This is a genomic window from Bartonella sp. AA78NXGY (assembly GCF_042197005.1).
GTDB lineage: Bacteria > Pseudomonadota > Alphaproteobacteria > Rhizobiales > Rhizobiaceae > Bartonella.
The window spans coordinates 1-26,999 of record NZ_JBHIRI010000005.1; the positions used below are offsets into that span (position 1 = coordinate 1).

Consider the following 26,999-nt stretch of genomic DNA (forward strand, 5'->3'; position numbering starts at 1 on the left):
GTTTTGCTATTCGTGAAGGTGGTCGTACTGTTGGTGCCGGTATCGTCTCTAAGATCATTGAATAAATAATGCTTGTTGAGTGCTTTGATTATTGAAGGCACTTTATATAACAGGGAAATAAAGAGCATGAACAGTCAAAATATTCGCATTCGCTTGAAAGCGTTTGATCATAGAATTCTTGATACGTCGACGCGTGAGATCGTATCGACTGCTAAACGTACCGGTGCAAATGTCCGTGGTCCCATTCCGCTTCCGACGCGGATTGAGAAGTTTACGGTCAATCGTGGACCGCATATCGATAAGAAAAGTCGTGAGCAGTTTGAGATGCGAACACATAAGCGTCTTCTTGACATTGTTGATCCAACGCCGCAAACAGTGGATGCGCTTATGAAGCTCGATCTTTCTGCTGGTGTGGATGTAGAAATTAAGCTCTGAGGTTTGAGGACAGAAGGAACAGACCCGATGCGTTCAGGTGTAATAGCACAGAAGCTGGGCATGACCCGTATTTATAATGATGCTGGTGAGCATGTGCCGGTGACGGTACTTCGTTTGGAGAATTGTCAAGTCGTTGCTCAGCGTACAGTTGAAAAGAATGGTTATACTGCTGTTCAATTAGGTGTAGGCTTTGCTAAGGTTAAGAATACTTCACAAGCTCTTCGTGGACATTTTGCTAAGGCTTCTGTTGAGCCTAAAGCCAAAATAGCAGAGTTTCGTGTGAGTCCCGACAATCTTCTTGATGTTGGTACTGAGATTACAGTGGAACATTTTGTTCCAGGACAAAGAGTTGATGTGACTGGTACCAGTATTGGTAAGGGGTTTGCTGGTGTTATGAAACGACATAACTTTGGTGGACATCGTGCTTCTCATGGTAATTCGATTACACATCGTGCTCATGGTTCTACAGGGCAGTGCCAAGATCCTGGTAAAGTTTTTAAAGGTAAAAAAATGGCTGGCCATATGGGGCAAGTGCGTGTAACAACACAGAATATTGAAGTTATTTCCACTGATAGTGAGCGTGGTTTAATTTTAGTGCGTGGTGCTGTTTCTGGTTCTAAAGGTTCTTGGATTTTGATACGGGATGCTGTGAAGAAGCGTCTTCCTGATAATGCTCCAAAGCCTGCTGGTATTCGCCGTCTTGTGAAGGAGAAAGCGGAAATGGTTACTCCGGTGACGGAAACCTCTGAGGTTGAGGGAGCCTAATAATGGATCTTGTAATTAAAACTCTTGATGGTAATGAAGCTGGCAAATTAAAGGTTTCTGAAGCTATTTTTGATCTTGTTCCGCGTGAGGATATTTTGCAACGTGTTGTTCGTTGGCAGCTTGCACGTCGTCAGCAGGGAAGTCATCAATCCCAAGGTCGTTCTGATGTGTCGCGAACAGGGGCAAAAATGTTTAAACAGAAAGGAACTGGGCGTGCTCGACATTCATCTGCACGTGCACCGCAGTTTAGGGGTGGGGGTAAGGCACATGGACCGGTGGTTCGTAGCCATGCGCATGATCTTCCTAAAAAGATTCGTGCTCTTGGGTTACGTCTTGCTTTATCTGCAAAATTAAAAGCAAAAGATTTAATTATTGTGGATGAGTTGACTGTTAAGGATGCTAAAACGAAAATGCTTGTTTCTCATTTTTCTAAGCTTGGATTTAATAACGCTCTCTTGATTGATGGTAAAGAGATTGATATTAACTTTCTTCGTGCAGCCTCTAATATCCCTAATATTGACATTTTGCCTATTCAGGGAATTAATGTTTATGATATTTTGCGTCGCAGCAAACTTGTTTTATCAAAAGCAGCTGTTGAGGCTCTTGAGGAGCGTTTTAAATGACAGATCTTCGCCATTATGATATAATTATTAGTCCAGTTATTACTGAAAAGGCGACTATGATTTCTGAATATAATCAAGTTGCTTTTAATGTCGCGCCGAAAGCGACGAAGCCTGAGATTAAGGCTGCTATTGAAGCGCTTTTTAGCGTAAAAGTTAAAGCAGTTAACACGATAGTCCGTAAGGGTAAAGTGAAGCGTTTCAAAGGTATAGTTGGTCGGCAGAGTGATGTCAAAAAAGCGATCGTAACTCTGGCCAGTGGTCAGACTATCGACGTTTCGACAGGTCTTTAAGAGGCTCGGAGATAGGAATAATGGCACTTAAGCAGTTTAATCCAACGACACCTGGGCAGCGTCAGCTTGTTATTGTGGAACGTTCTTGTCTTTATAAGGGAAAACCTGTAAAGATGTTAACTGAAGGTTTGTCTTCAAAGGGTGGACGTAATAATCGCGGTCGTGTTACTGCTCGTTTTCAGGGTGGTGGACATAAACGTAGTTATCGGTTTGTCGACTTTAAGCGTCTTAAACGTGATGTTTCAGCAAAGGTTGAGCGTTTAGAATACGATCCTAATCGTACCGCTTTTATTGCTTTAATCCGCTATGAGGATGGGCAATTGAGTTATATTCTTGCACCACAGCGTCTTGGTGTTGGTGATTCTGTTATGGCTGGTTTAAATGTGGATGTTAAACCAGGTAATGCTATGCCTCTTGCTAATATGCCTGTAGGTACAATTATTCATAATGTTGAGATGAAGCCAGGGAAAGGCGGACAGATTGCACGTTCAGCAGGTGCTTATGCGCAGTTGGTTGGACGAGATCATGGTATGGCTATTCTTCGTTTAAATTCTGGTGAGCAGCGTTTGGTTCCGAGTAGCTGTTTTGCAACTGTTGGCGCTGTTTCAAATCCTGATCATGGGAATATTAATGATGGTAAGGCGGGGCGGTCACGTTGGCGTGGTAAACGTCCACATGTTCGTGGTGTTGCTATGAACCCCGTTGATCATCCACACGGTGGTGGTGAAGGTCGTACATCGGGGGGGCGCCATCCAGTTTCTCCCTGGGGTAAACCTACGAAAGGTAAGCGTACGCGCTCCAATAAAGCCACTGATAAATTTATTATGCGTACGCGTCATCAACGCAAGAAATGAGAAAGGTAGTCTGAGGTGGTTCGTTCAGTGTGGAAAGGTCCGTTTGTTGACGGCTATCTTCTTGGTAAAGCAGAGAAGGTACGTGCAAGTGGGCGCAACGAAGTTATAAAAATATGGAGTCGTCGCTCTACTATTTTACCGCAATTTGTTGGTTTAACTTTTGGTGTTTACAACGGTAATAAGCATATTCCTGTTTCTGTTTCTGAAGAGATGGTTGGGCATAAGTTTGGTGAGTTCGCTCCTACCCGGACTTATTATGGTCATGGTGCCGATAAGAAAGCGAAGAGGAAGTAGGAATGGGAAAAGCTAAAGTTTCGCGCCAGCTTAAAGATAATGAAGCAAGAGCTGTCACGCGGACAATTCGTGTTAGTCCGCAGAAGCTTAATTTAGTTGCTGCAATGATTCGTGGTAAAAGAGTTAATGTAGCGCTCGCTGATTTGATGTTTTCACGCAAGCGAATTGCTGCTACTGTGAAAAAAACGCTTGAATCAGCAATTGCAAATGCAGAAAATAACCACGATCTTGATATTGATTCGCTTGTTGTGGCGGAAGCTTATGTTGGTAAGTCGATAGTGATGAAGCGCTTTCATGTTCGTGGTCGAGGGCGTGCTAGTAGAATTGAACGTCCATTTTCGCATCTTACTGTTATTGTTCGTGAAGTTACCGAAAAAGTGGAGGCCGCGTAATGGGGCAGAAGATCAATCCAATAGGACTTCGTCTTGGTGTTAATCGGACTTGGGACTCTCGTTGGTATGCTGATAGTGGTGAATATGGGCGCCTTCTTCACGAAGATTTGAAAATTCGTTCATATGTGCTTGAGGAACTTAAACAGGCGGCTATTTCTAAGGTTGTTATTGAGCGTCCTCATAAAAAGTGTCGTATTACAATTCATTCTGCACGTCCTGGTTTGATTATTGGTAAAAAGGGTGCTGATATCGAAAAGCTTCGTCGTAAACTCTCAGAAATGACGGATGCTGAAACTTCATTGAATATTGTGGAGATTCGTAAACCGGAGATTGATGCGACAATTATTGCGCAATCAATTGCTCAACAGTTAGAGCGTCGTGTTGCTTTTCGTCGTGCAATGAAGCGTGCTGTTCAGTCTGCTATGCGTCTTGGTGCGGAAGGTATTCGTATCAATTGTTCTGGCCGTCTTGGTGGTGCTGAAATTGCTCGTATGGAATGGTATCGTGAAGGTCGTGTTCCACTTCATACCTTGCGTTCTGATGTTGATTACGGTACAGCAGAAGCTAAGACCGCTTATGGTATTTGTGGTATTAAAGTTTGGGTCTTTAAGGGTGAGATTCTTGAGCATGATCCGATGGCTTCAGAACGTCGTGCTACGGAAGCTGATCAATCTGGTTCTTCATCGAATCGTCGCCGCGAAAATGCTTAGTTTTTGAGATTGAACTAAAATTTGGAGTAGAGAACAATGTTGCAGCCAAAGCGCACAAAGTTCCGTAAACAGTTCAAAGGCCGTATTCACGGTTTTGCGAAGGGTGGTACGGATTTGAATTTCGGTGCCTACGGTTTGAAGGCTGTTGAGCCGGAGCGGGTTACTGCTCGTCAAATTGAAGCGGCGCGTCGTGCGATTACACGTTATATGAAGCGTTCTGGTCGTGTGTGGATTCGCATTTTTCCAGATCTTCCGGTTACATCTAAACCGACTGAAGTTCGTATGGGTAAAGGTAAGGGAAGTGTTGATTATTGGGCTGCACGTGTTGCTCCTGGGCGCGTCATGTTTGAGCTTGATGGAGTTCCGGAGGATGTTGCACGTGAAGCACTAAGATTGGGTGCTGCAAAGTTGCCTATAAAAACGCGTTTCATCCAGCGTATTGCTGAATAATGAGGTTATAAGCGATGAGAGCCACAGAATTACGGGCGCAAACGCTCGACCAAATGAAAGATGAATTGGCTAAGTTAAAGAAAGAGCAATTTAATTTGCGTTTTCAAAAAGCAACAGGTCAATTAGAAAAGACTGCGCGCGTTAGACAAGTTCGTCGTGATATTGCGCGTATTAAAACTTTTCTTCGTCAAAAGATAAGTGAAAGTAAGGTTTAAGGAAATAAGAGATGCCTAAACGCGTTTTGCAGGGTGTTGTTATTAGCGACAAAAGTGATAAGACTGTTGTTGTCAAAGTTGAACGCCGTTATTCTCATCCGCTTCTTAAGAAGACTGTTCGGCAGTCTAAAAATTATAAAGCGCATGACGAAAACAACCAATTCAAGATTGGGGATCAAGTTTCTATTCAGGAATCTAGACCAATTTCGAAAGATAAATGTTGGATTGTTGTAAAAGACAATGTAGCGTAATGAGTTAAGCTTATTGTTTTAGAATTTAACAGTGTGGTTATCATTGATAAATTTGAAGGCGATAACTTTATCGTTATTTGGCAGGCAAATCCGAGTGTGTAAAAGATTCAATCGGATATATGTGTTAAGAGAAGGTGGCCAGTCATGATTCAGATGCAAACAAACCTCGACGTTGCTGATAATTCTGGAGCGCGTCGTGTCATGTGCATCAAAGTGTTAGGCGGTTCAAAGCGGAAATATGCTTCGGTCGGTGACATTATTGTTGTTTCGGTTAAGGATGCAATTCCTCGTGGCCGTGTTAAAAAAGGTGATGTTATGAAAGCTGTTGTGGTTCGTACTGCTAAGGATATTCGTCGCGCAGATGGTAGTGTCATTCGTTTTGATAGTAATGCTGCGGTTTTAGTGGATAACAAAAAAGAGCCGATCGGTACTCGTATCTTTGGACCTGTTCCTCGTGAATTGCGTGGTAGGAATCATATGAAGATCATCTCGCTTGCTCCTGAAGTTCTGTAAGGAGTAAATGTTATGCAAAAGATTCGAAAAGGTGATAAAGTTGTTGTTTTGTCCGGTAAGGATAAAGGATGTAGTGGTGAAGTAATTAAGGTTAATCCAAAAGAGAATAAGGCTTTTGTTCGTGGGATTAATATGATTAAACGTCATCAACGTCAAACGCAGAAGCAAGAAGCTGGAATTATTTCTAAAGAAGCTCCGATTCATCTGTCTAATTTGGCGATTGCTGATCCTAAAGATGGTAAGCCTACACGTGTAGGCTTTCGTGTGAATGCAGATGGTAATAAAGTTCGTTTTGCCAAGCGTTCGGGAGAGTTGATTAATGGCTGAGGAAAGACAAATACCGCGTATGAAAGCGCATTATTTTGAAGTGATTCGTAAAGTGCTTCAAGAGAAGTTTAATTACAGAAATGCGATGCAAATTCCGCGGATTGATAAAGTTGTAATAAATATGGGGATAGGTGAAGCAACTGCTGATTCGAAGAAGCCTTCCCTTGCCGCTGAGGATTTAGGGCTAATAACGGGTCAGAAGGCTGTTGTTACGCGTGCGCGTAATTCTATTGCGACCTTTAAGGTTCGTGAAGGAATGCCTCTTGGGGCTAAAGTTACATTGCGTAAAGATCGTATGTTTGAGTTTTTAGATCGTCTTGTGACGATTGCTCTTCCGCGGGTTCGTGACTTTCGTGGTTTAAATCCAAAGAGTTTTGATGGTCGTGGCAATTTTGCTATGGGTATTAAAGAACACATTGTGTTTCCAGAAATCAACTATGATAAAGTTGATCAAATTTGGGGCATGGATATTATCGTTTGTACGACAGCAAAAACGGATGATGAAGCTCGTGAGTTATTGCGTGCTTTTAATTTTCCTTTTCGTTCGTAACGGCAAACGTAGTGAGGTGAAATTATGGCCAAAGTAAGTGCCGTTGAAAAAAATAAGCGTCGTGAGGTGATGGTAAAGCGCTATGCTGCCCGTCGTGCACGTTTGAAAGCAATAGTTATGGATCAGAAGGTTTCTCTTGAGGAACGTTTTAAAGCTTCTGTTCAGTTGGCAGAGTTGCCGCGTAATTCTTCGAAAGTTCGTATTCGTAATCGCTGTGAGGTTTCAGGTCGTCCGCGGGCTTATTATCGTAAATTAAAAATGTCGCGAATTGCGTTGCGTGAGCTTGGCTCTATTGGCTATATTCCTGGTATTGTAAAGTCTAGTTGGTAAGAGGAGATTATTTAATGTCTATGTCAGATCCTCTTGGTGATATGTTAACACGTATTCGTAATGCACTTGGTCGTAAAAAAGGTAAAGTAGTTACTCCAGATTCGAAGCTTCGTGCGCACGTTCTTGATGTTCTTCAGTCGGAGGGTTATATTCGCGGATATAATCGAATTGATTTAGGTGATGGGAAAGCGGAGATTGAAATCGAATTGAAGTATTTTGAAGGGCTGGCTGCTATTCGTGAGATTTCACGTGTATCAAAGCCAGGGCGTCGTGTGTATGTTTCTGCTAAGTCACTTCCTCAGGTGGCAAATGGCCTTGGTATTTCGATTTTATCGACTCCTAAAGGCGTCATGGCAGATCATGAGGCGCGTGAACAGAATGTTGGTGGAGAACTCCTTTGTCGTGTTTTCTAAGTTATGTCAAGAAAACGGAAGAAAAAGTAGGTTAGAACAATGTCTCGTATTGGAAAGAAACCCATTTCAATTCCTTCTGGAGTTACTGCTACTGTTGAAGGACAGCTGGTTAAGGCAAAAGGTCCAAAAGGTGAGCTGAGTTACGTCGTCAATGATGAAGTCTTAGTCAAACTTGAGGAGAATATCATATCAGTTATGCCGCGGGATCAGTCAAAAGATGCGCGTTCTAAATGGGGTATGTCGCGCTCAATGATTGAGAACATTTTTTGTGGTGTGAAAGATGGTTTTGAAAAGAGGTTGGAGATTAATGGGGTTGGTTATCGTGCTGCTTTGCAGGGTAAGGATGTTCAACTATCTCTGGGCTTTTCGCATGATGTGGTTTATAAAGTTCCGTCGGGTGTTACTGTGACTGTTCCTAAGCCAACGGAAATTGTTGTTTCTGGAATTGATAAACAGCAAGTTGGACAAGTTGCAGCGGAAATTCGTGAGTATCGTAAGCCTGAGCCTTATAAAGGTAAAGGTGTTAAGCATGCAGATGAACGTATCTTCCGTAAAGAAGGTAAAAAGAAATAAGGATTTTGTATTATGGTTTCATCTAAGGACATTATCCAACGTCGTGCAAGGCGCGTTCGTCGTAGAATTAAAATGGTTTCTCATGATCGTCCTCGGCTTAGTGTTTATCGTTCAAATCAGAACATTTATGCTCAAGTTATCGATGATTTGCGGGGATGTACACTTGTTTCAGCCTCTACCCTTGAAAGTGATTTGAAAAAATCGTTAAAGAGTGGTGCTGATAAAAAGGCGGCCTTTGCTGTTGGTAAGTTAATTGCTGAGCGTGCGAAGAAAGCGGGTGTTAATGAGGTGGTTTTTGATCGTGGAGCGTATGTGTACCATGGTCGCGTCAAAGCTTTAGCTGAAGCTGCTCGTGAAGGTGGTTTGAGTTTCTAAAATTTCTTATTTATGAATGAGTAAGGAGAGTTTAGAGTATTTCGTTTAAGTTCTTCCAGTTTGATGAGGGACTTTGTTATCGTGCTTCCGGAAAAGAAAAAGGAATGAGGAATGGCACAAAAAGAACGTGGTGAGAGAGAAGAACGCGATAATGAATTTGTCGATAGGCTCGTTCATATCAATCGTGTTGCTAAAGTTGTAAAGGGTGGTCGGCGTTTTGGTTTTGCTGCTCTTGTTGTCGTTGGAGATCAAAAAGGCCGTGTGGGTTTTGGACATGGTAAAGCCCGTGAAGTTCCAGAAGCTGTTCGTAAAGCAACGGAATCTGCAAAACGTGGGATGATTTATGTTCCACTTCGGTCTGGGCGTACATTGCATCATGATCTTGAAGGTCGTCACGGAGCTGGGCGTGTTTTGCTACGCTCGGCTTCTGCTGGTACTGGTATTATTGCTGGGGGGCCAATGCGTGCTATTTTTGAAGCTCTTGGTATGCAGGATGTCGTTGCAAAATCACTAGGATCGTCGAATCCTTATAACATGGTTCGTGCAACATTTGATGCATTGAAACATCAAATGCATCCTAGAGATATTGCTGCTCAACGTGGTATAAAGTATTCGACTTTGCAGGCGCGTCGTCGCCATTTAGTCGACCTAGAAGGGTAGTTTCTGAGATTATCAGAAAAGGAATTAGGAAATGGTTCAGAAAAAATCTCAGAGTGGTAAAACTGTGACGGTGGAACAAATTGGAAGCCCTATTCGAAACTCACAGATTCAGCGTGCAACCTTAAAGGGGCTTGGACTAAATAAAATGCGTCGTCGGCGCGTTTTAGATGATACACTTTGTGTGCGGGGTATGATTGCTCGGGTTCGGCATCTTGTTCGCGTTATAGATGAAGGTTAAGGGTTGCGGGAGTATTAGATATGAAACTCAATGAACTGCGTGATTGCGAAGGCGCAACAAAAAATCGTAAGCGTGTTGGGCGTGGTATTGGTTCCGGTACGGGTAAGACTGGCGGTCGTGGTGTAAAAGGGCAAAAGTCACGTTCTGGTGTTTCCCTTAATGGTTTTGAAGGTGGGCAAATGCCCATCTATCGTCGTTTGCCAAAACGTGGATTTAGGAATTTCTTTACTAAAACCTACAATGAAGTTTCACTAGGACGTATTCAGTTGGCAGTTGATGCAGGTAAGTTGAATATTGAAAAGCCTGTTGATATGGTTTCTTTGAAAGAGGCTGGTATTATTCGTCGTGAAAAAGATGGGGTTCGTCTTCTTTCTGATGGTGATTTGAAGGCTAAGATTACCTTTCATGTTTCTGGTGCTTCACAAGCTGCTCGTGTTAAGATTGAAAAAGTGGGTGGTCAGGTTATTCTTCCTGATATTGCTCGATAATTTTTTAATATGAATAGAGACCTAAAGAAGAATAATATCTGTTTTGTGGGATCTTTTGTGGAGAATTGTTTAAGTTCTGCATTTGTTTGTGTATGCATATATGAATTTTAGGATTATACTTCTGTGATTTGAAGAACTGGAGTGTAAAGTGGAGACGTTTTATGGCATCAGCAGCAGAGCAATTTGCTTCCAATATAAATTTCGGCACCTTTTCGCGTGCAACTGAATTAAAGAAACGCATCTGGTTTACTCTGTTGGCGCTTCTTGTATATCGTTTTGGCACTTACATCTCTCTTCCAGGTATCAATATCGATGCTTTGCGGCAAACATTTGAACATCACGCGTCGGGTGTATTAGGACTCTTTAATATGTTTGCTGGAGGTGCTGTTGGGCGTATGGCTATTTTTGCGCTGGGTATCATGCCTTATATATCGGCATCTATTATTGTGCAATTGTTAACATCTATTATTCCTTCTTTGGAAACTCTTAAAAAAGAAGGGGATTTAGGTCGTAAGATTATCAATCAATATACGCGTTATGTAACAGTCGTATTGGCAATTCTACAAGCTTTTGGTATTGCGGTTGCGCTTGAAAGCGGTATAGGGTCGGGGCTTCAAATTGTTTTAGAACCAGGTCTTATGTTTCGTATTTCTTCTGTTATTACGCTTGTTGGCGGAACGATGTTTCTTATGTGGCTTGGCGAGCAAATTACGTCACGTGGTATTGGTAATGGGGTTTCTCTTATCATTTTTACAGGGATTGTAGCCAACTTTCCTTCTACTTTTGCTCAGCTTTTGACAGCTCATAGTCAGGCTGATTTATCAACTTTTCTTTTAATAGGAATCGTTCTTATTGCTGTTTTGGTTATTGGGCTTATTGTTTTTATAGAGCGTGCGCAACGGCGAATTCTTATCCAATACCCGAAACGTCAGGTCGGTAATCAAATGTTTCAAGGAGATATGTCGCATCTTCCTTTAAAGTTGAATACTGCTGGTGTTATTCCACCTATTTTTGCTTCATCTTTATTATTATTACCTGCCACTATTAATAATTTTTCTGATAAAATGCCACAATGGGTTCAGGAGATTTCTTATGCTCTTGGTCATGGACAGCCACTTTATATGATTGTTTATGCATTTTTAATGGCGTTTTTTTGCTTTTTTTATACAGCTATTGTGTTTAATCCAAGTGATACTGCAGATCAGTTGAAAAAACATTCTGGTTTTATTCCAGGGATTCGTCCAGGTGAGCGTACAGCTGAATATATTGATTACGTTTTGACGCGTATTACTGTTGTGGGCGCTATTTATATTATCTTGGTTTGTTTGTTACCTGAATTTATGATATCTGCATTACAGGTTCCTTTTTATCTTGGGGGAACATCCTTGTTGATTGTTGTTACTGTTACACTTGATACGGTTGCTCAAATTCAGGGGCATCTTGTTGCCCACCAATATGAAGGGTTGATAAAAAAATCAAAACTTCGTGGAGGTAGAAGGAATCGATGAGAGTTATTCTTTTAGGTCCTCCTGGAGCGGGAAAAGGTACGCAAGCAAAAATGTTGACTGAGGAATATAACATTCCTCATTTATCAACAGGGGATATGTTGCGTGAGGTGATTGCCAAAGAAACGGAGATTGGTAAAAAAGCTAAAGCTATTATAAGTTCTGGTGCTTTGGTACCTGATAGTATTGTTAATCAAATCGTATCAGATCGGATTGATGAAGCTGATTGTGTAAACGGTTTTGTTTTGGATGGATATCCGCGAACTGTGGGGCAAGCAGAAGCGTTGCAACAGATACTGGATTCAAAAAATATGCGGCTTAATGCTGTTATTGAATTGTGTGTTGATGAAGACGTGTTGATTGAACGTATGAAGAAGCGCGTTGAGGAAACAATAGCGACTGGTGGACAGGTTCGTTTAGATGACAATCCTGTTGCTTTTGCAAAAAGATTAGTAGAATATCGTGAAAAAACAGCTCCCTTATCAAAATTTTATTCAGAGAGGGGAATGTTGAAGGTTATTGATGGAATGATTGGTGTTTCTGAAGTGACACGTATGATTAGAGGTTTTTTTTCATGAGATTTTTTTTAGAAATAAATGAAAAGAGTTGACTTTTGAGATGAAATCTATCAGAAGTGAATTTAATTTATTTTAGTGAAATAATAGGATTCGGAAGAATTTTTTTCTGAGTCTATTTTTTTCTGTAAGGTATATCAGGTATTTTATAACAATTTGTCAAAATAACTAAGGAGAGTAGGCGTGGCTCGTATTGCTGGCGTCAATATCCCGACAAATAAGCGTGTAATTATTGCGCTTCAATATATCCACGGGATTGGACCAAAATTTGCTCAAGAAATTATTGAAAGAGTTGGCATTCCTTTGGGGCGTCGTGTGCATGAGCTTTCAGATGCTGAGGTGCTGCAGATTCGTGAGGCAATAGATCAGGGGTATCAAGTTGAAGGTGATCTTCGTCGTGAGGTTGCTATGAATGTTAAGCGTTTGATGGATCTTGGTTGTTATCGAGGATTGCGTCATCGCCGGTCTTTGCCTGTCCGAGGACAGCGTACACATACGAATGCCCGTACACGTAAAGGTCCGGCTAAGGCAATCGCCGGTAAGAAGAAATAAGGGCCTTTGTGGAAGGTTTTTTATATATTCTTTTTCTTGTTTGATTTTTTTGACAAGGAAAAAAGGTGGAGCTGCTGATGTTACGGCAGTGATGAGATCGTTGAAAGGGAAATTATGGCCAAGGAAGCCACACGTGTTCGTCGTCGCGAACGTAAAAATATTTCATCGGGTGTTGTGCATATTAATTCAACATTTAATAACACAATGATTACTATTACTGATGCTCAGGGTAATGCAATTGCTTGGTCATCTGCGGGAGCTCAGGGGTTTAAAGGTGCGCGTAAATCGACACCTTTTGCTGCTCAAGTTGCTGCGGAGGATTGTGCAAGAAAAGCGCAAGAGCATGGTATGCGTTCTTTGGAAGTTGAAGTTTGTGGACCTGGATCAGGGCGTGAATCTGCTTTACGTGCATTGCAATCTGTTGGTTTTGTCATTACTTCTATTCGCGATGTAACACCAATTCCTCATAATGGATGTCGTCCGCGGAAAAGGCGGCGTGTTTAATTGGGTGTTGTTTTTTGTTGTCGGAGATTTCTCTGATGTTCACATTGGTCGTTACGATTGAATGGTAACGGAACTAAAGAACGGGAATAAAAATATGATCCAGAAAAACTGGCAGGAACTTATTAAACCCAATAAGGTTGAATCATGTGCACATGATAATCCAAATATTATAAGTGTGATTGCTGAACCTCTTGAGCGTGGTTTTGGTTTAACGTTAGGAAATGCGCTTCGTCGCGTTTTGTTATCTTCGCTTCGTGGTGCTGCTATTACTGCTGTGCAGATTGACGGTGTCTTGCATGAATTTTCATCGATTCCAGGTGTGCGTGAGGATGTTACGGATATTATTCTGAATATAAAAGAAATTGCACTTCGTATGGAAGAAGAAGGGCCCAAACGTGTCGTCGTTTATAAAGAGGGGCCTGGTGTCGTGAAAGCGGGAGATATCAGTACAGTTGGAGATATGGAAATTCTAAATCCAGATCATGTTATTTGTACTCTTGATGAAGAAGCTGAAATTCGTATGGAATTTATTGTCAACACAGGAAAGGGGTATGTTCCATCTGATCGTAATTGTGTTGATGATGCACGTATAGGGCTTATTCCAATTGATAGTCTTTATTCACCGATCCGTAAGGTATCTTATAAAGTAGAAAATACACGCGAAGGTCAAGTTCTCGATTATGATAAATTAACGCTCACGATTGAAACAAACGGTGCTGTTAATGGTGAGGATGCTGTTGCTTTTGCAGCACGCATTCTTCAGGATCAATTATCGTTATTTATTAACTTTGAAGAGCCACAGAAGGAGCCTGTTGAAGAGGCTGATTCTGAGCTTTCTTTTAATCCTGCACTTCTCAAAAAAGTAGATGAATTAGAACTTTCAGTTCGTTCAGCAAACTGTCTTAAGAATGATAATATTGTTTATATTGGTGATCTGATTCAAAAAACAGAATCTGAAATGCTTCGGACACCGAATTTTGGTCGCAAATCGTTGAATGAGATTAAAGAAGTTTTGGCGTGTATGGGTTTACATCTTGGGATGGAGATTCCTGCGTGGCCGCCTGAAAACATTGATGATCTTGCAAAACGTTATGAAGATCAATATTAAAATTAGAATTTAAGGAGAGGGCTTATGCGCCATAGTAAGTCAGGACGCAAGTTGAACCGTACTGCCAGTCACCGTAAAGCGATGTTTGCAAATATGGCAACTTCGTTGATCGAGCATGAGCAGATTGTGACAACGCTTCCAAAGGCTAAAGAAATTCGTCCTATTGTTGAAAAACTCGTTACTCTTGGTAAGCGTGGTGGTTTGCATGCGCGTCGGCAAGCTATTGCAGCACTTCGTGATGCAGGAAAGGTTGCAAAATTATTTGATACGCTTGCGCCACGTTATGCATCACGCAACGGTGGGTATTTGCGTATTATGAAAGCGGGGTTTCGTACCGGTGATAATGCGCCCATGGCTGTTATAGAATTTGTTGATCGTGATGTTGAAGCGAAGGGTGCTGGGGATCGTGCTCGCATGGAAGCTTCTGAGAATGAAAAGGGAACATCTTCGTAGAGTTTTTTATTCTGTTGGATTTTTAAAGGCCGCCTTGTCTTGGGCGGTTTTTTTGTGAGCATTTTTAAGTTTGTTTTAGTTGAGAAATAGGTGCAGAGAGAAAATTATAGAATATTGAATTATCTTATTTTTATAATATTTATTGTTCAAATAGGTTGTTTTTATTCTCTATTATGAAATATTAATAGAGGTCCTTAATTTGCGGGGATACGTTTTTTTATTCTATTAATCTTCAACAGAATGTGCTGATTTTATAAGGAGTGGATTATGAGGTATTCTTTTTGGGTGCGGATTTTTTTTGCAATTATGATGCAGATATCATTTGATCATGTATATGCTCATGTTCCTCGAACACAAACAGAAATCACTCTTTCATTTGCTCCTTTAGTTAAAAAGACAGTTCCATCTGTTGTAAATATTTATGCAGCTCGACAAATTAGAGCTCGATCACCTTTTGAAGGCGATCCATTTTTTGAGCAATTTTTTGGTCGTTTTCAAAATAAATTTCCTGTTCGTAAGCAATCGTCATTAGGATCAGGGGTGATTGTTGATGCACGTGGTTTGATCGTTACAAATTACCACGTCATTAAAGATGCAAGTGAAATTAAAGTGGCTTTTTCTGATGGACGGGAGTTTGAGAGTAAGGTCGTGCTCAAAGATGAAGCAACTGATATTGCAATTCTTGAAGTTAAGGAAAAAGATGCTCAATTTCCGGTTCTTTCTTTGGGAAATTCTGATGCTGTTGAAGTTGGTGATCTTGTTCTTGCTATTGGTAATCCTTTTGGTGTTGGTCAAACAGTTACAAGTGGTATTGTTTCAGCGCAAGCGCGTACACGTGTTGGGGTTTCTGATTTTGACTTTTTTATTCAAACAGACGCAGCCATTAATCCAGGGAATTCTGGTGGCGCTTTAATTGATATGAAAGGTCAGTTAATCGGAATTAATACGGCTATTTATTCGCGTTCCGGTGGTTCTGTAGGGATTGGTTTTGCTATTCCAGTTAATCTTGTAAAAGTGATGCTTGATACTGTTAAACGCGGTGGAAAATATTTTGTGCCGCCTTATATTGGGGCTTCTTTTCAAAATGTTACAGCTGATATTGCTGGTGGTTTAGGTTTAGAACGTCCCTATGGTGCTCTGATTATTGAAGTTATCAAAGATAGTCCTGCTGAAAAAGCTGGATTGAAAGTAGGTGATGTTATTTTGAGTGTGCAGGGGGTACGCGTTGACAGTCCAGATAGTCTTGGTTATCGTTTGATGACAGCTGACGTTGAGCATAGTCTTGCTTTGGAATATTTACGAAGTGGAAAAACTTTAAAAACACAAATAACAGTTTCATCGATATCAGAAACTGCATTTTTAAAATCTGAAAAAATTACGGGTGACAGTCCTCTTGCTGGTGCTGAAGTGTTAGATTTGACACCGCAAAATAGTCGACGTTTTCATCTTCCTATATCTGCAAAAGGGGTTGTGATTATCAATCTTGATAAAATGAGCAATGCAGCTGGAATTTTTCAGTCAGGAGATATTCTACGTGTTGTAAATGGCCATAAAATTCAAACAGTTCATCAGTTGAAAAAGGTTCTTATGCAAGGTCGCTCAAATATGTGGCAATTGGAATATGAACGTGATGGTATGTATATTCGCCAATTTATTCGTTGAGGTTTTTTTTTGAAGAAAGATTTTTTTACTTCGTCGTTTGATTTTCAAGTTAATAAAAATCAGCCACTTGCAGAAAGAATGCGCCCTTGTTCTCTCAATGATGTTGTGGGACAAAAGCATTTGATTGGAGAGGATGGTTTGCTTTCACGTATGGCGGCAACAGGCTCAATTGGATCGATGATTTTTTGGGGACCTCCAGGGACGGGAAAAACGACCGTTGCACGTTTGTTAGCCCTTGAAACAAATTTCGCGTTTGAACAGGTTTCTGCTATTTTTACAGGAGTTTCTGAACTTAAAAAGATTTTTGAAGTTGCGCAGAGGCGTTTTATATCTGGGGATAAAACACTTCTCTTTGTTGATGAAATTCATCGGTTTAATCGTGCACAGCAGGATAGTTTTCTTTCTGTGATGGAAGAGGGTACTGTGGTACTTATAGGTGCAACAACCGAAAATCCTTCTTTTGAACTGAATGCTGCCCTTCTTTCGCGTGCACGTGTTTTAACATTTCTTTCTCATGATCATGAAAGTTTGGACATGCTTTTGAGGCGTGCTGAAGAAGTGGAGGGAAAAACTCTTCCCTTGGATAATGATGCCAGAGACGTTTTGATAGAGATGTCTGATGGTGATGCGCGGGTTGCGTTAACATTGGCAGAGGAAGTTTGGTCTATTGCGCCATTGGGAGAGATTCTTGATGTTGTTGCTTTGCAAAAAGTTATTCAGCGTCGTGCGCCTATTTATGATAAAGGACGAGATGGGCATTATAATCTCATTTCAGCGTTGCATAAATCCGTTCGTGGATCTGATCCTGATGCTGCGCTTTATTATTTGGCACGTATGTTGGATGCTGGTGAAGATCCTCTCTATATTGGGCGAAGATTGGTTCGTATGGCCGTTGAAGATATTGGTTTGGCGGATCCTCAAGCTCTTGTCATTTGTAATGCAGCAAAAGATGCCTATGATTATTTAGGATCACCAGAAGGAGAGTTGGCCTTGGCGCAAGCATGTCTTTATGTTGCAACTGCGCCAAAGTCAAATGCAGCATATCTTGCGTATAAAGCAGCACTGCGTTGTGCACGCAAAAATGGCTCTTTACCACCTCCTAAGCATATTCTTAATGCTCCTACGAAATTTATGAAGGAAGAAGGGTATGGAAGTGGTTATTGTTATGACCATGATGAACCAGATGCTTTTTCAGGACAAGAATATTTTCCCGAAAAACTTGGACGTCAGAGTTATTATAAACCAGTTGAGCGTGGTTTTGAGCGTGAAATTGTGAAACGTCTTGAGTGGTGGCAACAGTTGCGCAAAAAACGTAAAGATCAAAATAAAATTTGAGTTGAAATACGTTTTTTATTGATCTCTTATGTTATTGTATGAGAAATTTAGCTTATATTTTAAACATTTATTGCATTGCTTGTAGAGATTTTTTTTGATATTTTCAAAAGTGCATGTTTTTTCAAATTTAAATATGTCATTCAACTTTTAAGCTGCTCTATTTTTTTTGGTTTTTATTAAATAATATATTGACTTATAATGATGATTGACTGTTTCGTAAGTTGAATGAAAGTTTCAAATACCGTAAATTTCTCTCATCCCAAGTCTGTTATTTGTTGAAGCAATCAAGTTATTCGCTTGCATGTTACAAGCAGGATTAGCGTGTGATAAAAACTGTACAAGAAAGGACTAAAAATCCCTCCTATGAATTGTCTCAAGTGCCGAGAGCTGTTGCAATATTGGAGGATGATAAATAGTGTGATGGTGCCGGCTTGCTCCTTCTATAGAGTAAAGATGGTGGTGCCTAAAGGGTTTTGCAGTATACCACATTCATAGGTGTTGTCACAAAATGAGCTTGGAAGTTTTGAGAGATGTTTCTTAAATCAAGTGCATGAATATGCAACACAATAGCGTTTTGTTCTTCGATGCAATAGGGTATGAGGTTGATTGATGATGCGTTTTTTGTGTGATCAATAGCGGGAGAATTCTTAGTCTCTCAAGTATTTAATCAAAGGGATAAGCAGAAGGGTTGTAGAACATTGTGTTTAAAATTAAATTGTTCCTTTTCTAGAGAGATATAAATATGTTAACTATGCTCCCATAGAGATATTACTTTATTGGAGTTTATTATGTGTCATAAGATAAGCAATGCCAATTCTTTATTGTGATGGTCATGAATGTTTATGGACATAATGTGGAGATAGGAATGGAAATAGTCTGTGAAACTCTAAACTCAAGCCTTTAGTTAAATTAAAAGTACAGTATACACTAAAGTTTTAGGTTATTATGAATTCGGTCAAGGATATAATCGTGGATAAAACAAAAGCTCTCGATGCTGCTCTCTCACAAATTGAACGTTCTTTTGGTAAAGGCTCGATTATGCGTCTTGGGCAAAAAGAGCAGGTTGTTGAAATTGAAACAATTCCAACAGGGTCGTTATCCTTGGATATTGCTTTAGGGATTGGTGGATTACCGAAGGGGCGTATTGTTGAGATTTATGGACCAGAAAGTTCTGGGAAAACAACATTGGCTCTCCATGCTATTGCTGAGGCACAGAAAGGTGGTGGCATTTGTGCTTTTATTGATGCAGAGCATGCGCTTGATCCTATTTATGCGCGTAAGCTTGGTGTTGATTTAGAAAACTTGTTCATTTCTCAGCCAGATACCGGTGAACAGGCATTGGAAATTACAGAAACGTTGGTTCGTTCTGGTGCCGTTGATGTGCTTGTTGTGGATTCTGTCGCAGCTTTAACACCGCGAGCAGAAATTGACGGTGAAATGGGTGATGCTTTGCCCGGATTGCAAGCTCGGTTAATGAGTAAAGCGTTACGAAAATTAACCGCAGCAATTTTTCGCTCTAACTGTATGGTTGTTTTTATTAATCAAATTCGCATGAAAATTGGTGTGATGTTTGGTTCTCCTGAAACGACAACGGGTGGAAACGCTTTAAAGTTTTATGCTTCTGTTCGTTTAGATATTCGTCGCATTGGATCCATTAAAGATAGGGATTCAATCGTTGGTAATCAGACGCGCGTTAAAGTGGTGAAAAATAAATTGGCACCTCCATTTAAGCAGGTTGAGTTTGATATTATTTATGGTGAAGGTATTTCCAAAGTAGGTGAATTGATTGATTTGGGTGTCAAGGTTGGTGTTGTGGAAAAATCTGGTGCATGGTTTTCTTATAATTCTCAGCGTTTAGGACAGGGGCGTGAGAATGCAAAGCAGTTTTTACGTGAACATGTGGAAATAGCTACAGAGATTGAAGCAGCTTTGCGCCAAAATGCTGGTTTGATTGCGATTGAACTGTTAGAAAATGCAGGGTCAGAAAATATAGAAAGTGATGAAGCCATTTGATGGAGTGTTTTTTTCGTCTATAATTTTTTCCCTTTCAGATTTTTCTGTTTTTTTGTTTGAGTTTTTAAATACGCAGTCATTTTTTTCTCAATTTTTTAAAACAAATATTCCATTTTTGATTAAATTGACTCCATGCGTGGCGAAGAGAATTTAATGAGGGGGATTTTTCTTTTATGGTTTTGTGCTGTATTGAGCAGGTGTCAACATGAATAGTGTTAATAATATTCGGTCAATATTTTTGGATTATTTTCATCGTAATGGGCATAAAGTTCTTTCGTCTAGTCCGCTTGTTCCGCGGAATGATCCTACACTTATGTTTACAAATGCAGGGATGGTGCAGTTTAAAAATGTTTTTACTGGACTTGAACAACCTTCTTATACGCAGGCAACAACGGCACAAAAATGTGTTCGTGCGGGTGGAAAGCATAATGATCTTGATAATGTTGGTTATACGGCGCGCCATCATACATTTTTTGAAATGTTGGGTAATTTTTCTTTTGGTGATTATTTCAAAGAAGAAGCCATTTTTTTATCATGGAATCTTTTAACAAAGGAATTTTGCCTGCCAAAAGATAAATTGTTGGTGACAGTTTATCAGAGTGATGATGTTGCTGCTGAACTGTGGCGTAAAATTTCTGGTCTTCCAGATGAAAAAATTGTCCGTATTGCGACGGTTGATAATTTTTGGTCGATGGGAGAAACAGGCCCTTGTGGGCCTTGTTCGGAGATTTTTTATGATCATGGTGATGAAATATGGGGCGGTCCTCCTGGAAGTGCTAATGAAGATGGGGATCGCTTTATTGAGATTTGGAATCTTGTTTTTATGCAGTATGAGCAAGTTTCCAAGGAAGAACGTGTTAACTTACCTCACCCTTCTATTGATACAGGCATGGGATTAGAGCGTATTGCTGCTGTTTTACAGGGCGTTCATGATAATTATGACATTGATCTTTTTCGTGCATTAATTGCTGCATCAGAAGAAATTACAGGGATTGAGGCAAAGGGTGATTTTATTGCCAGCCATCGTGTCATTGCTGATCATCTTCGCTCATCTGCATTTTTGATTGCTGATGGTGTGCTTCCTTCTAATGAAGGAAGAGGATATGTTTTACGTCGTATTATGCGTCGTGCTATGCGTCATGCGCATCTTCTTGGTGCTAAAGAGCCCTTAATGTGGCGACTTTTGCCTGCTTTAATTCGCGAAATGGAACAAGCCTATCCTGAGTTGGTGCGTGCTGAATCTTTGATTTCAGAAACTTTAAGGTTAGAAGAAATACGTTTTCGTAAAACGCTTGAACGAGGACTTGGTTTGTTGAACGAAGCAAGTACCGATCTTAAAGAAGGGGACTATTTGAATGGTGAAGTTGCTTTCAAACTTTATGATACCTATGGTTTTCCGCTTGATTTGACGCAAGATGTTCTTCGTCGTCGCGGAATATCTGTTGACGTTGGTGCTTTTGATAAAGCGATGGAACGCCAAAAAGAGGAAGCACGTGCCAATTGGTCTGGTTCTGGAGAAGCTGTAACAGAGAAGGTCTGGTTTTCTGTTCGTGATCAAGTGGGGGCCACAGAGTTTTTAGGTTATGAAACTGAGACAGCGAAAGGTATTCTTACAGCTCTTGTATGTGATGGTAAAATTGTTGATCATATTTCTTCAGATCAGAAAGCTATGCTTGTTGTTAATCAGACACCTTTTTATGGTGAATCTGGTGGGCAAATTGGTGATAGCGGTATCATTTCTGGTGAAAATTTTATTTTTAAGGTGCATGATACCCAAAGAAAGGGTGATGGTGTTTTTATCCATATTGGGGAGGTGAAATCTGGTCAGGCATCGAGGTCTGATTGTGTAGAATTAACGGTTGACATTGTTCGTCGTAAGAAAATTCGTGCGAATCACTCTGCTACTCATTTGTTACACGAAGCTTTACGCCAAACATTGGGGGACCATGTTACACAAAAGGGTTCTCTTGTATCGCCAGATCGGTTGCGTTTTGATTTTTCCCATCCAAAATCCGTTTCACCAAAAGAGTTGAAAAAAATAGAAGATTTAGCCAATGAGATTATTTTGCAAAATAGTAAAGTAATAACGCGCCTCATGGCTGTAGATGAGGCCATTTCTGAAGGAGCCATGGCATTGTTTGGTGAAAAATATGGTGATGAAGTTCGCGTTGTTTCTATGGGGGAGCCACTTGAACAGGAAAGATTAAAAAAGCGTTGGTCAATTGAGCTTTGTGGAGGGACACATGTGGAGCGAACAGGTGATATTGGTTTAATTCATATTGTTTCTGAAAGTTCTGTTTCAGCTGGAGTGCGGCGTATTGAAGCTTTAACAGGCAAAGAAGCACGTCTTTATCTTAGCCGCCAAGATGAACGTATTCATGAAATCGCTGATCTTTTAAAAACTTCTTCTGCTGGTGTGGAAGAACGGGTGCGAATTTTGCTTGATGATCGTCGTAAACTTGAAAAAGAATTGAATGATGTACGCAAGAAAATGATGTTGAGTGGTGGAGTAACAGAAAGGAGCCAAGATGATATTATCATCATCAATGGGTTTTCTTTTACCGGACGCGTTGTTAAAAATATTTTACCACGGGATCTTAAGGCGCTCGTCGATTCTGAGAAAAAACAAATTGGATCTGGAGTGGTTGCTTTTATTAGTGTCTCGGAGGATGGAAAAGGGAGTGCTGTTGTCGGTGTTACGGATGATTTAACGGATAAGTTAAATGCTGTAGATCTCGTTCGTATTCTTTCAGCGATGCTTGGTGGTAAAGGTGGAGGTGGCCGTCCTGATATGGCGCAGGCTGGTGGTCCTGAGGGGAACAAAGCTGATGAGGCATTTGCGGCACTAAAAGATTTTCTTGAAAAAAATTAAAGAATGAAATCATTCTGCATAGGTATTTTTCACATTGTTATATTTGGTTGGCATCTATGTATCATGAATATCTGTCTGGTGTATTTCTGAAATGCAGATACAGCGTAATTGGGGAAAATATAATTGTTAAAGATAAAAACAGTGTTTGTCTTTATCACCACTTTATCATTTGGCTTTATAGCTTCCAAGCGTTTCAGGAGTTACCTTTTTAAGATAAGATAGATTATGCAGCACTTCATGCTTTACTGTGTATTCTTTTACTAGGAAGACTAGTTATTGTGTTGCTCTTATAGATTTTTTGAAGAAACATCTCTTTTTATGAAAGGAAAAATACAAGATTTATTGCATACGATTATCCTTATAAAGTTATAAGCTATCATTATTCGATTAGTTTTCAAATGAATAAAATTTCTTTCCTTGAAAAGGCTTATAAAAGAGTTGTTGTATCTTAGAGCTATTGTGTTGTTTTTATTTTGCTTGTTATGTACAAGAAAACAGTTTTTTGGTTTATTATTAAAAGGTTTGGAAAAGAATATTCTCCTATCTTTATAAATCTTTATTTCAATTTATAAAGTAATGAATTATCAATATAAATCAAATGAATATCACATAAATCTAAAGATTTAGATTAACATCTAATTTATTTATGATAAAATTGCTTTAATATATTGAATTATAATGATAATTTATCGTTTTATCTTTTGAATAAGAGCTACGAATATTCGTAGGATTTTATTATTTCAAATTCTGTGTATGTTAAATTAATCAAAACCACTCACGAATGTCGTTGTGAAATGGGCTTAAGAGCATTGAGAAATGTTTCTTAAAAAAAGTTATATGAATGTGCAAAACAATGATGTTCTGTTCTTTATGAGAGGACTATAAAGAAAGTGATAAACAAAAGTGCAACGCAATACATAATATTCATTATTTAAAAGATATTACTTTAGTTCGTTTTGAAATTCGTAAAGCTGAGTGAAAGGAAGACGGTAAAACTGGAAATTGTTTTTACCTTTACATCTTTACATTTTCCCTAAATGAGAATGTATACTCGTCAGTATGCACAGATATAGGAAAATATTTTTGTTCTAATCTAGTAAAATTGCAATAGCAGAGAAAATACTAAACTGTTTTAATATTTTTCTTAAATACCTAAAATGGATTGTGGCATTTTTAGAAATCTTTTTACTTGTATCATATATAAGAACTCTTATTGTATTGAAGAGGCATTTTTTGCATAAGATCTATGAAGAGTATCGTTTTTATGAAGCTATGGCTTCATGTAAGGGAATAACATTTTCTCCTTCTCTTTCTGGTGGTTTGATTGTTAGACCACTTGCCTTTAAAAAATTAGAGAAACGTCCCCCTTTATCGATCAATTCTTGAAAGTTTCCTTTTTCCATTAAGTGACCATGATCCAGAAAGAGTATCACATCAGCATTGCGTACTGTTGAGAGGCGATGTGCTATAATAAAAGTAGTACGGTTATGGCTTATGCAATCGAGAGCATCTTTGACACGTGCTTCTGTTTCAACATCAAGAGCGCTTGTTGCTTCATCTAGAATGAGGATAGGGGCATTTTTTAAAACAGCGCGTGCAATTGCTAGTCGCTGTTTTTCTCCACCGGATAATTGAGATCCTCGTTCGCCCACCATTGTGTTATAACAATCAGCTTTTTTTAGAATAAAATCGTGAGCTTCTGCTATTTTTGCTGCTTCATAAAGTTCTTCATTCGTTGCGCTCGCTTTTCCTATTGAAATATTGTCATGAATAGTACGGTTGAAAAGACCCGAGTCTTGAAATACTGTTGCTAGAGATTTGCGTAAAGATTCGCGATTGATCGAGCATATATTTATTCCATCAATGGAGATATGCCCAAGGGTAGGGTCGTATACGCGCTGTAACAGATTGATCAATGTTGTTTTTCCAGCCCCTGTTGGTCCTACAATTGCAACAGTTTGTCCTGCTTTAACCTCAAAGGAAATATCAAAAACACCTTGAGAAGAATTTGGGAATTGATAGGTCACGTGATGAAATTGTATGGTGCCTTTAACATTTTGGAGGAAAGGAAGATTTTGCGGTTCGTTAATATGAAAGGTTGAGTCTTCCATTTCAAAAAATTCTTGCAGTTTTGCTTGTGAGGATATTGCACAATTAATAAAATTGCTCATTTGGTCTAGGCGGCTAATCATGAGTTGTGCAAATCCAACAAAAGCAACGACTTCACCTACTCGTAATTGATCTTTTGCAACAAAAAAAGCTCCAAGGAGAAGAACACAAACGATTGAAATCGTTGAAGCCATTCGATTTAAGCCACTGGCGAGCGCCCACCAATTGAGAACAGGATTTTGTGCTTTAAGCAGAGCATTTGTATGTTGGTGCAGTATGGAAGTTTCTTCTTTTATTCGGTTATAACTTTGTACAATGGAAACATTAGAGATTGAATCACTGACATGTTTAAAAAGGTTATGATGATAGCATTCTACAGCGGCTTGTCCGTCTTTTGTTTTTCGCATCACTAAACGTGCAATTAATACATAGATGATGGCAAGCACAACCAAGACTATTGAAAGGCGCCAATTCATATTAAAGGCTATGGGGATGAGAACCAATAAGGCGACAAGCGTTGAGAGATGTTGGCGCATAAAATCAAGCCATATGGTTGACATGGAATCTATAGCGCGCAAAAGTGTATGGAGTGCGTTAGATGTTTCGCGTTGTTGATGCCAAATTAACGGCATGGCAATGATACGTTCGAAAGATTCTGTTAAAACCGTTAAGCGACGTCTATGGGCTAAGCGGTCTGCACCGCGAGCAACAAGGACATAAGCGATAATATGTGAAAGTCCAAAACAAACCCAAATGGCAAGAGTAGAGATGATACCTGTTTTTTCTGTAATAGAATCGATAACCCGTCCAAATAAAATAGGTTCTGCAATGGTGATAATCGCTAACATAACATTAGCGGTACAGATTAAAAGGGATGCATTTTTTTCTCTGTTTAGGTAAGTGAGAACACGTGCATAGGTTTTGAATAAGGACACTGTTAATTATCTCCATTCGCTGTTAAGCGTAAAGGCTATTGATTTTTTTTATAACGCTTAATTTTTAGCTAATAAAATTTGGACGTTAAGAAAAGGCAATTTTGGATACTAACTGTAATATGGTGTGATAAAGCCAACTAAAATATGAATTTTTGTGTTTATATTTGTGCTTATAAAGGCGCAAAAATAGATCAATAAAATTATCAGGCAAGGGAACTTTCATGGCAGGCGTAGAAATAAAAAAAGTTGAGGCAGATGAAGATGGAATGCGCTTAGATCGTTGGTTTAAAGTGCATTATCCAGGACTTGGTTTTGGAGCTTTGCAAAAATTGTTGCGTTCTGGTCAGATACGGGTTGATGGTGGACGTGTTAAAGCCGATACGCGTCTTTGTATAGGACAGGCTGTTCGTATTCCACCTCTCCCTATTAATGACAAGGAAAATTTTTCAATAACGGATAAAACACTTCGTGGGCAGGATGATGGGACCGTTTTGAAAAAAATGCTGCTTTATGAAGATCCAAAGGTATTTGTTTTTAATAAACCCGCTGGGTTGGCTGTCCAAGGAGGCTCTGGTTTAACACGTCATATGGATAGTATGCTTGAGGTATGGCGCAATAAAAAAGGTGAAAAGCCGCGTTTGGTTCATCGTCTTGATCGTGAGACGTCGGGGGTGCTTATTGTTGCACGATCAAGGGGAGCTGCTCAGTCCTTAACAGCTGCTTTTAGAGCGCGAGAAACAAAAAAGACTTATTGGGCGTTGGTTCGTGGCGTGCCTAAAAAAAAGCAGGACAAAATTTCAACGTGGATGGTTAAGGAAATGACTACACAAGGTGACAAAATGCGTGTTTGTGAACATGGGGAGCCAGATTCACATCATGCGGTTTCCTACTATCGCGTTTTAGATACACGAGGGCGGGCTCTTTCGTGGCTTGAAATGGAACCCTATACAGGGAGAACACATCAGCTTCGTGTGCATGCAGCCCATATGGATCATCCTATCATTGGCGATACAAAGTATTTTTTTTCTGATAGTAATTGGACATTACTAGGAGGAATTCAAAATCGTCTTCATCTTCATGCACGTCGTATTCGTATTCCGCATCCTTCAGGAGGAATATTGGACATTGTTGCACCTTTACCACCTCATATGGTCCAAAGTTTTAATCTTTTATCTTTTAATGAGAGTGATGCTGAAACCGACTAAACAAACTTCATTTGTTCTTTTTGATTGATACAAATTTTGTCTATAAATTTGATAAGATGAATAGGGCATTATTTGAAGAAAGTTTTTGATAAGTCGATCGCTATGAGAAAATTGTGTTTTTGAGTGATGAAATTTTCGAATATCATGGCTTTCTTTCTACAGCTCTTTATCCATATTGATTGTATTGTTATTTTTTGGATATGGTGTATCATTTAATAATCTGAGTTTATGAAGCTGCTTCTTTGAATTATCTATAGAGGTCATATATTGGGAAGGCGTGTCTGTTGAGGGAGATGAGTTAGATAAAATCTGAAAGATATTTACTAAAATAGAGAAAGCGATTTTAGTTTTTTATGGGGAATAATGAAGGCATTTTATAGTAATGCTTAGGAAAAGTAGACTCTCAAAAAAATCCTGTTGTCAAG

The 26,999-nt window shown here is 39.6% G+C and carries 33 protein-coding genes and 1 pseudogene; 33 read left to right on the top strand and 1 reads right to left on the bottom strand.

Annotated elements, in window-relative coordinates; all coding sequences use genetic code 11:
- From ACFINL_RS03990 to alaS, 32 genes and pseudogenes are all read left to right on the top strand, one after another.
- Positions 1-65 (top strand): annotated as a pseudogene (locus tag ACFINL_RS03990) (elongation factor Tu); the annotation flags it as partial.
- Positions 66-126: 61 nt separating this feature from the next.
- Positions 127-435 carry a 30S ribosomal protein S10 gene (gene rpsJ / locus ACFINL_RS03995; RefSeq protein ID WP_005773267.1) on the top strand — a complete coding sequence of 103 codons (309 nt, stop codon included), beginning with the start codon at positions 127-129 and terminating at the stop codon, positions 433-435.
- A 27-nt stretch (positions 436-462) separates the two neighbouring features.
- The gene (rplC, locus tag ACFINL_RS04000; protein ID WP_273791404.1) at positions 463-1,200 is read left to right on the top strand and encodes a 50S ribosomal protein L3; all 738 of its coding nucleotides are present in this window, start codon (positions 463-465) and stop codon (positions 1,198-1,200) included.
- A gap of 2 nt (positions 1,201-1,202) precedes the next feature.
- Positions 1,203-1,823 carry a 50S ribosomal protein L4 gene (gene rplD / locus ACFINL_RS04005; RefSeq protein WP_375650443.1) on the top strand — a complete coding sequence of 207 codons (621 nt, stop codon included), beginning with the start codon at positions 1,203-1,205 and terminating at the stop codon, positions 1,821-1,823.
- Complete coding sequence (locus ACFINL_RS04010) at positions 1,820-2,113, top strand: 50S ribosomal protein L23 (protein WP_273723987.1); 294 nt, start codon at positions 1,820-1,822, stop codon at positions 2,111-2,113. The genes rplD and ACFINL_RS04010 overlap by 4 nt, the downstream gene beginning before the upstream one ends.
- Positions 2,114-2,133: 20 nt before the next feature.
- A complete protein-coding gene (rplB, locus tag ACFINL_RS04015) occupies positions 2,134-2,967 on the top strand; it encodes a 50S ribosomal protein L2 (RefSeq protein ID WP_375611474.1) in 834 nt (277 codons plus the stop codon).
- A 15-nt stretch (positions 2,968-2,982) separates the two neighbouring features.
- Positions 2,983-3,261 (top strand): 30S ribosomal protein S19, encoded by a 279-nt coding sequence (gene rpsS, locus ACFINL_RS04020; RefSeq protein ID WP_004855734.1) that lies wholly within the window; start codon positions 2,983-2,985, stop codon positions 3,259-3,261.
- Positions 3,262-3,263: 2 nt separating this feature from the next.
- Entirely contained in the window at positions 3,264-3,653 is a 390-nt protein-coding gene (gene rplV, locus ACFINL_RS04025; RefSeq protein ID WP_273791407.1) for a 50S ribosomal protein L22, read from the top strand.
- Entirely contained in the window at positions 3,653-4,363 is a 711-nt protein-coding gene (rpsC, locus tag ACFINL_RS04030; protein WP_273791408.1) for a 30S ribosomal protein S3, read from the top strand. The genes rplV and rpsC overlap by 1 nt, the downstream gene beginning before the upstream one ends.
- Before the next feature lie 36 nt (positions 4,364-4,399).
- A complete protein-coding gene (gene rplP / locus ACFINL_RS04035) occupies positions 4,400-4,813 on the top strand; it encodes a 50S ribosomal protein L16 (RefSeq protein WP_375611475.1) in 414 nt (137 codons plus the stop codon).
- 14 nt (positions 4,814-4,827) lie between these two features.
- Positions 4,828-5,028, top strand: coding sequence for a 50S ribosomal protein L29 (gene rpmC / locus ACFINL_RS04040; protein WP_375606714.1), 201 nt, complete (start codon positions 4,828-4,830; stop codon positions 5,026-5,028).
- An 11-nt stretch (positions 5,029-5,039) separates the two neighbouring features.
- On the top strand, positions 5,040-5,279 hold the full coding sequence (gene rpsQ / locus ACFINL_RS04045; RefSeq protein WP_012231991.1) for a 30S ribosomal protein S17: 240 nt from the start codon (positions 5,040-5,042) through the stop codon (positions 5,277-5,279).
- Positions 5,280-5,423: 144 nt separating this feature from the next.
- Positions 5,424-5,792, top strand: a complete 369-nt coding sequence (gene rplN / locus ACFINL_RS04050) for a 50S ribosomal protein L14 (protein ID WP_004855715.1) — start codon at positions 5,424-5,426, stop codon at positions 5,790-5,792.
- A gap of 12 nt (positions 5,793-5,804) precedes the next feature.
- On the top strand, positions 5,805-6,119 hold the full coding sequence (rplX, locus tag ACFINL_RS04055; protein WP_375650448.1) for a 50S ribosomal protein L24: 315 nt from the start codon (positions 5,805-5,807) through the stop codon (positions 6,117-6,119).
- Positions 6,112-6,669, top strand: coding sequence for a 50S ribosomal protein L5 (gene rplE, locus ACFINL_RS04060; RefSeq protein ID WP_375611477.1), 558 nt, complete (start codon positions 6,112-6,114; stop codon positions 6,667-6,669). The genes rplX and rplE overlap by 8 nt, the downstream gene beginning before the upstream one ends.
- 24 nt (positions 6,670-6,693) lie before the next feature.
- Positions 6,694-6,999: a 30S ribosomal protein S14 gene (rpsN, locus tag ACFINL_RS04065; protein WP_273791412.1), complete on the top strand. Its 306-nt coding sequence runs from the start codon at positions 6,694-6,696 to the stop codon at positions 6,997-6,999.
- Positions 7,000-7,013: 14 nt separating this feature from the next.
- Positions 7,014-7,412, top strand: coding sequence for a 30S ribosomal protein S8 (gene rpsH, locus ACFINL_RS04070; RefSeq protein WP_375611478.1), 399 nt, complete (start codon positions 7,014-7,016; stop codon positions 7,410-7,412).
- Between the two features lie 39 nt (positions 7,413-7,451).
- Entirely contained in the window at positions 7,452-7,985 is a 534-nt protein-coding gene (gene rplF, locus ACFINL_RS04075; protein ID WP_375621436.1) for a 50S ribosomal protein L6, read from the top strand.
- Positions 7,986-7,997: 12 nt separating this feature from the next.
- Positions 7,998-8,360 carry a 50S ribosomal protein L18 gene (gene rplR / locus ACFINL_RS04080; protein ID WP_375611480.1) on the top strand — a complete coding sequence of 121 codons (363 nt, stop codon included), beginning with the start codon at positions 7,998-8,000 and terminating at the stop codon, positions 8,358-8,360.
- A 111-nt stretch (positions 8,361-8,471) separates the two neighbouring features.
- The gene (rpsE, locus tag ACFINL_RS04085) at positions 8,472-9,020 is read left to right on the top strand and encodes a 30S ribosomal protein S5 (protein ID WP_015856574.1); all 549 of its coding nucleotides are present in this window, start codon (positions 8,472-8,474) and stop codon (positions 9,018-9,020) included.
- Between the two features lie 31 nt (positions 9,021-9,051).
- The gene (rpmD, locus tag ACFINL_RS04090) at positions 9,052-9,258 is read left to right on the top strand and encodes a 50S ribosomal protein L30 (protein ID WP_375611481.1); all 207 of its coding nucleotides are present in this window, start codon (positions 9,052-9,054) and stop codon (positions 9,256-9,258) included.
- Positions 9,259-9,278: 20 nt separating this feature from the next.
- Entirely contained in the window at positions 9,279-9,746 is a 468-nt protein-coding gene (rplO, locus tag ACFINL_RS04095; protein ID WP_375611482.1) for a 50S ribosomal protein L15, read from the top strand.
- A gap of 161 nt (positions 9,747-9,907) precedes the next feature.
- Positions 9,908-11,254, top strand: a complete 1,347-nt coding sequence (gene secY, locus ACFINL_RS04100; protein WP_375611483.1) for a preprotein translocase subunit SecY — start codon at positions 9,908-9,910, stop codon at positions 11,252-11,254.
- The gene (locus tag ACFINL_RS04105) at positions 11,251-11,829 is read left to right on the top strand and encodes an adenylate kinase (protein WP_375611484.1); all 579 of its coding nucleotides are present in this window, start codon (positions 11,251-11,253) and stop codon (positions 11,827-11,829) included. Before secY ends, ACFINL_RS04105 begins: the two co-directional genes overlap by 4 nt.
- A gap of 180 nt (positions 11,830-12,009) precedes the next feature.
- Positions 12,010-12,378: a 30S ribosomal protein S13 gene (gene rpsM / locus ACFINL_RS04110; RefSeq protein ID WP_026500557.1), complete on the top strand. Its 369-nt coding sequence runs from the start codon at positions 12,010-12,012 to the stop codon at positions 12,376-12,378.
- 114 nt (positions 12,379-12,492) lie between these two features.
- Positions 12,493-12,882, top strand: a complete 390-nt coding sequence (gene rpsK, locus ACFINL_RS04115; RefSeq protein WP_007347762.1) for a 30S ribosomal protein S11 — start codon at positions 12,493-12,495, stop codon at positions 12,880-12,882.
- A 94-nt stretch (positions 12,883-12,976) separates the two neighbouring features.
- Positions 12,977-13,990 carry a DNA-directed RNA polymerase subunit alpha gene (locus ACFINL_RS04120; protein WP_375611485.1) on the top strand — a complete coding sequence of 338 codons (1,014 nt, stop codon included), beginning with the start codon at positions 12,977-12,979 and terminating at the stop codon, positions 13,988-13,990.
- Positions 13,991-14,014: 24 nt separating this feature from the next.
- The gene (rplQ, locus tag ACFINL_RS04125) at positions 14,015-14,443 is read left to right on the top strand and encodes a 50S ribosomal protein L17 (RefSeq protein ID WP_273791421.1); all 429 of its coding nucleotides are present in this window, start codon (positions 14,015-14,017) and stop codon (positions 14,441-14,443) included.
- 267 nt (positions 14,444-14,710) lie between these two features.
- A complete protein-coding gene (locus ACFINL_RS04130; RefSeq protein WP_375650453.1) occupies positions 14,711-16,105 on the top strand; it encodes a DegQ family serine endoprotease in 1,395 nt (464 codons plus the stop codon).
- Between the two features lie 9 nt (positions 16,106-16,114).
- On the top strand, positions 16,115-17,440 hold the full coding sequence (locus tag ACFINL_RS04135; RefSeq protein WP_375613137.1) for a replication-associated recombination protein A: 1,326 nt from the start codon (positions 16,115-16,117) through the stop codon (positions 17,438-17,440).
- A gap of 969 nt (positions 17,441-18,409) precedes the next feature.
- Positions 18,410-19,453, top strand: a complete 1,044-nt coding sequence (recA, locus tag ACFINL_RS04140; protein WP_273791424.1) for a recombinase RecA — start codon at positions 18,410-18,412, stop codon at positions 19,451-19,453.
- A gap of 205 nt (positions 19,454-19,658) precedes the next feature.
- The gene (gene alaS / locus ACFINL_RS04145; protein ID WP_375650457.1) at positions 19,659-22,325 is read left to right on the top strand and encodes an alanine--tRNA ligase; all 2,667 of its coding nucleotides are present in this window, start codon (positions 19,659-19,661) and stop codon (positions 22,323-22,325) included.
- A gap of 1,262 nt (positions 22,326-23,587) precedes the next feature.
- Here the strand turns inward: alaS and ACFINL_RS04150 are convergent.
- The gene (locus tag ACFINL_RS04150) at positions 23,588-25,369 is read right to left on the bottom strand and encodes a glucan ABC transporter ATP-binding protein/ permease (protein WP_375611489.1); all 1,782 of its coding nucleotides are present in this window, start codon (positions 25,367-25,369) and stop codon (positions 23,588-23,590) included.
- A gap of 221 nt (positions 25,370-25,590) precedes the next feature.
- On the opposite strand from ACFINL_RS04150, the gene ACFINL_RS04155 reads away from it, so the two are divergent.
- Complete coding sequence (locus ACFINL_RS04155; RefSeq protein WP_375650461.1) at positions 25,591-26,574, top strand: RluA family pseudouridine synthase; 984 nt, start codon at positions 25,591-25,593, stop codon at positions 26,572-26,574.
- The last annotated feature ends 425 nt before the right edge of the window (positions 26,575-26,999 follow it).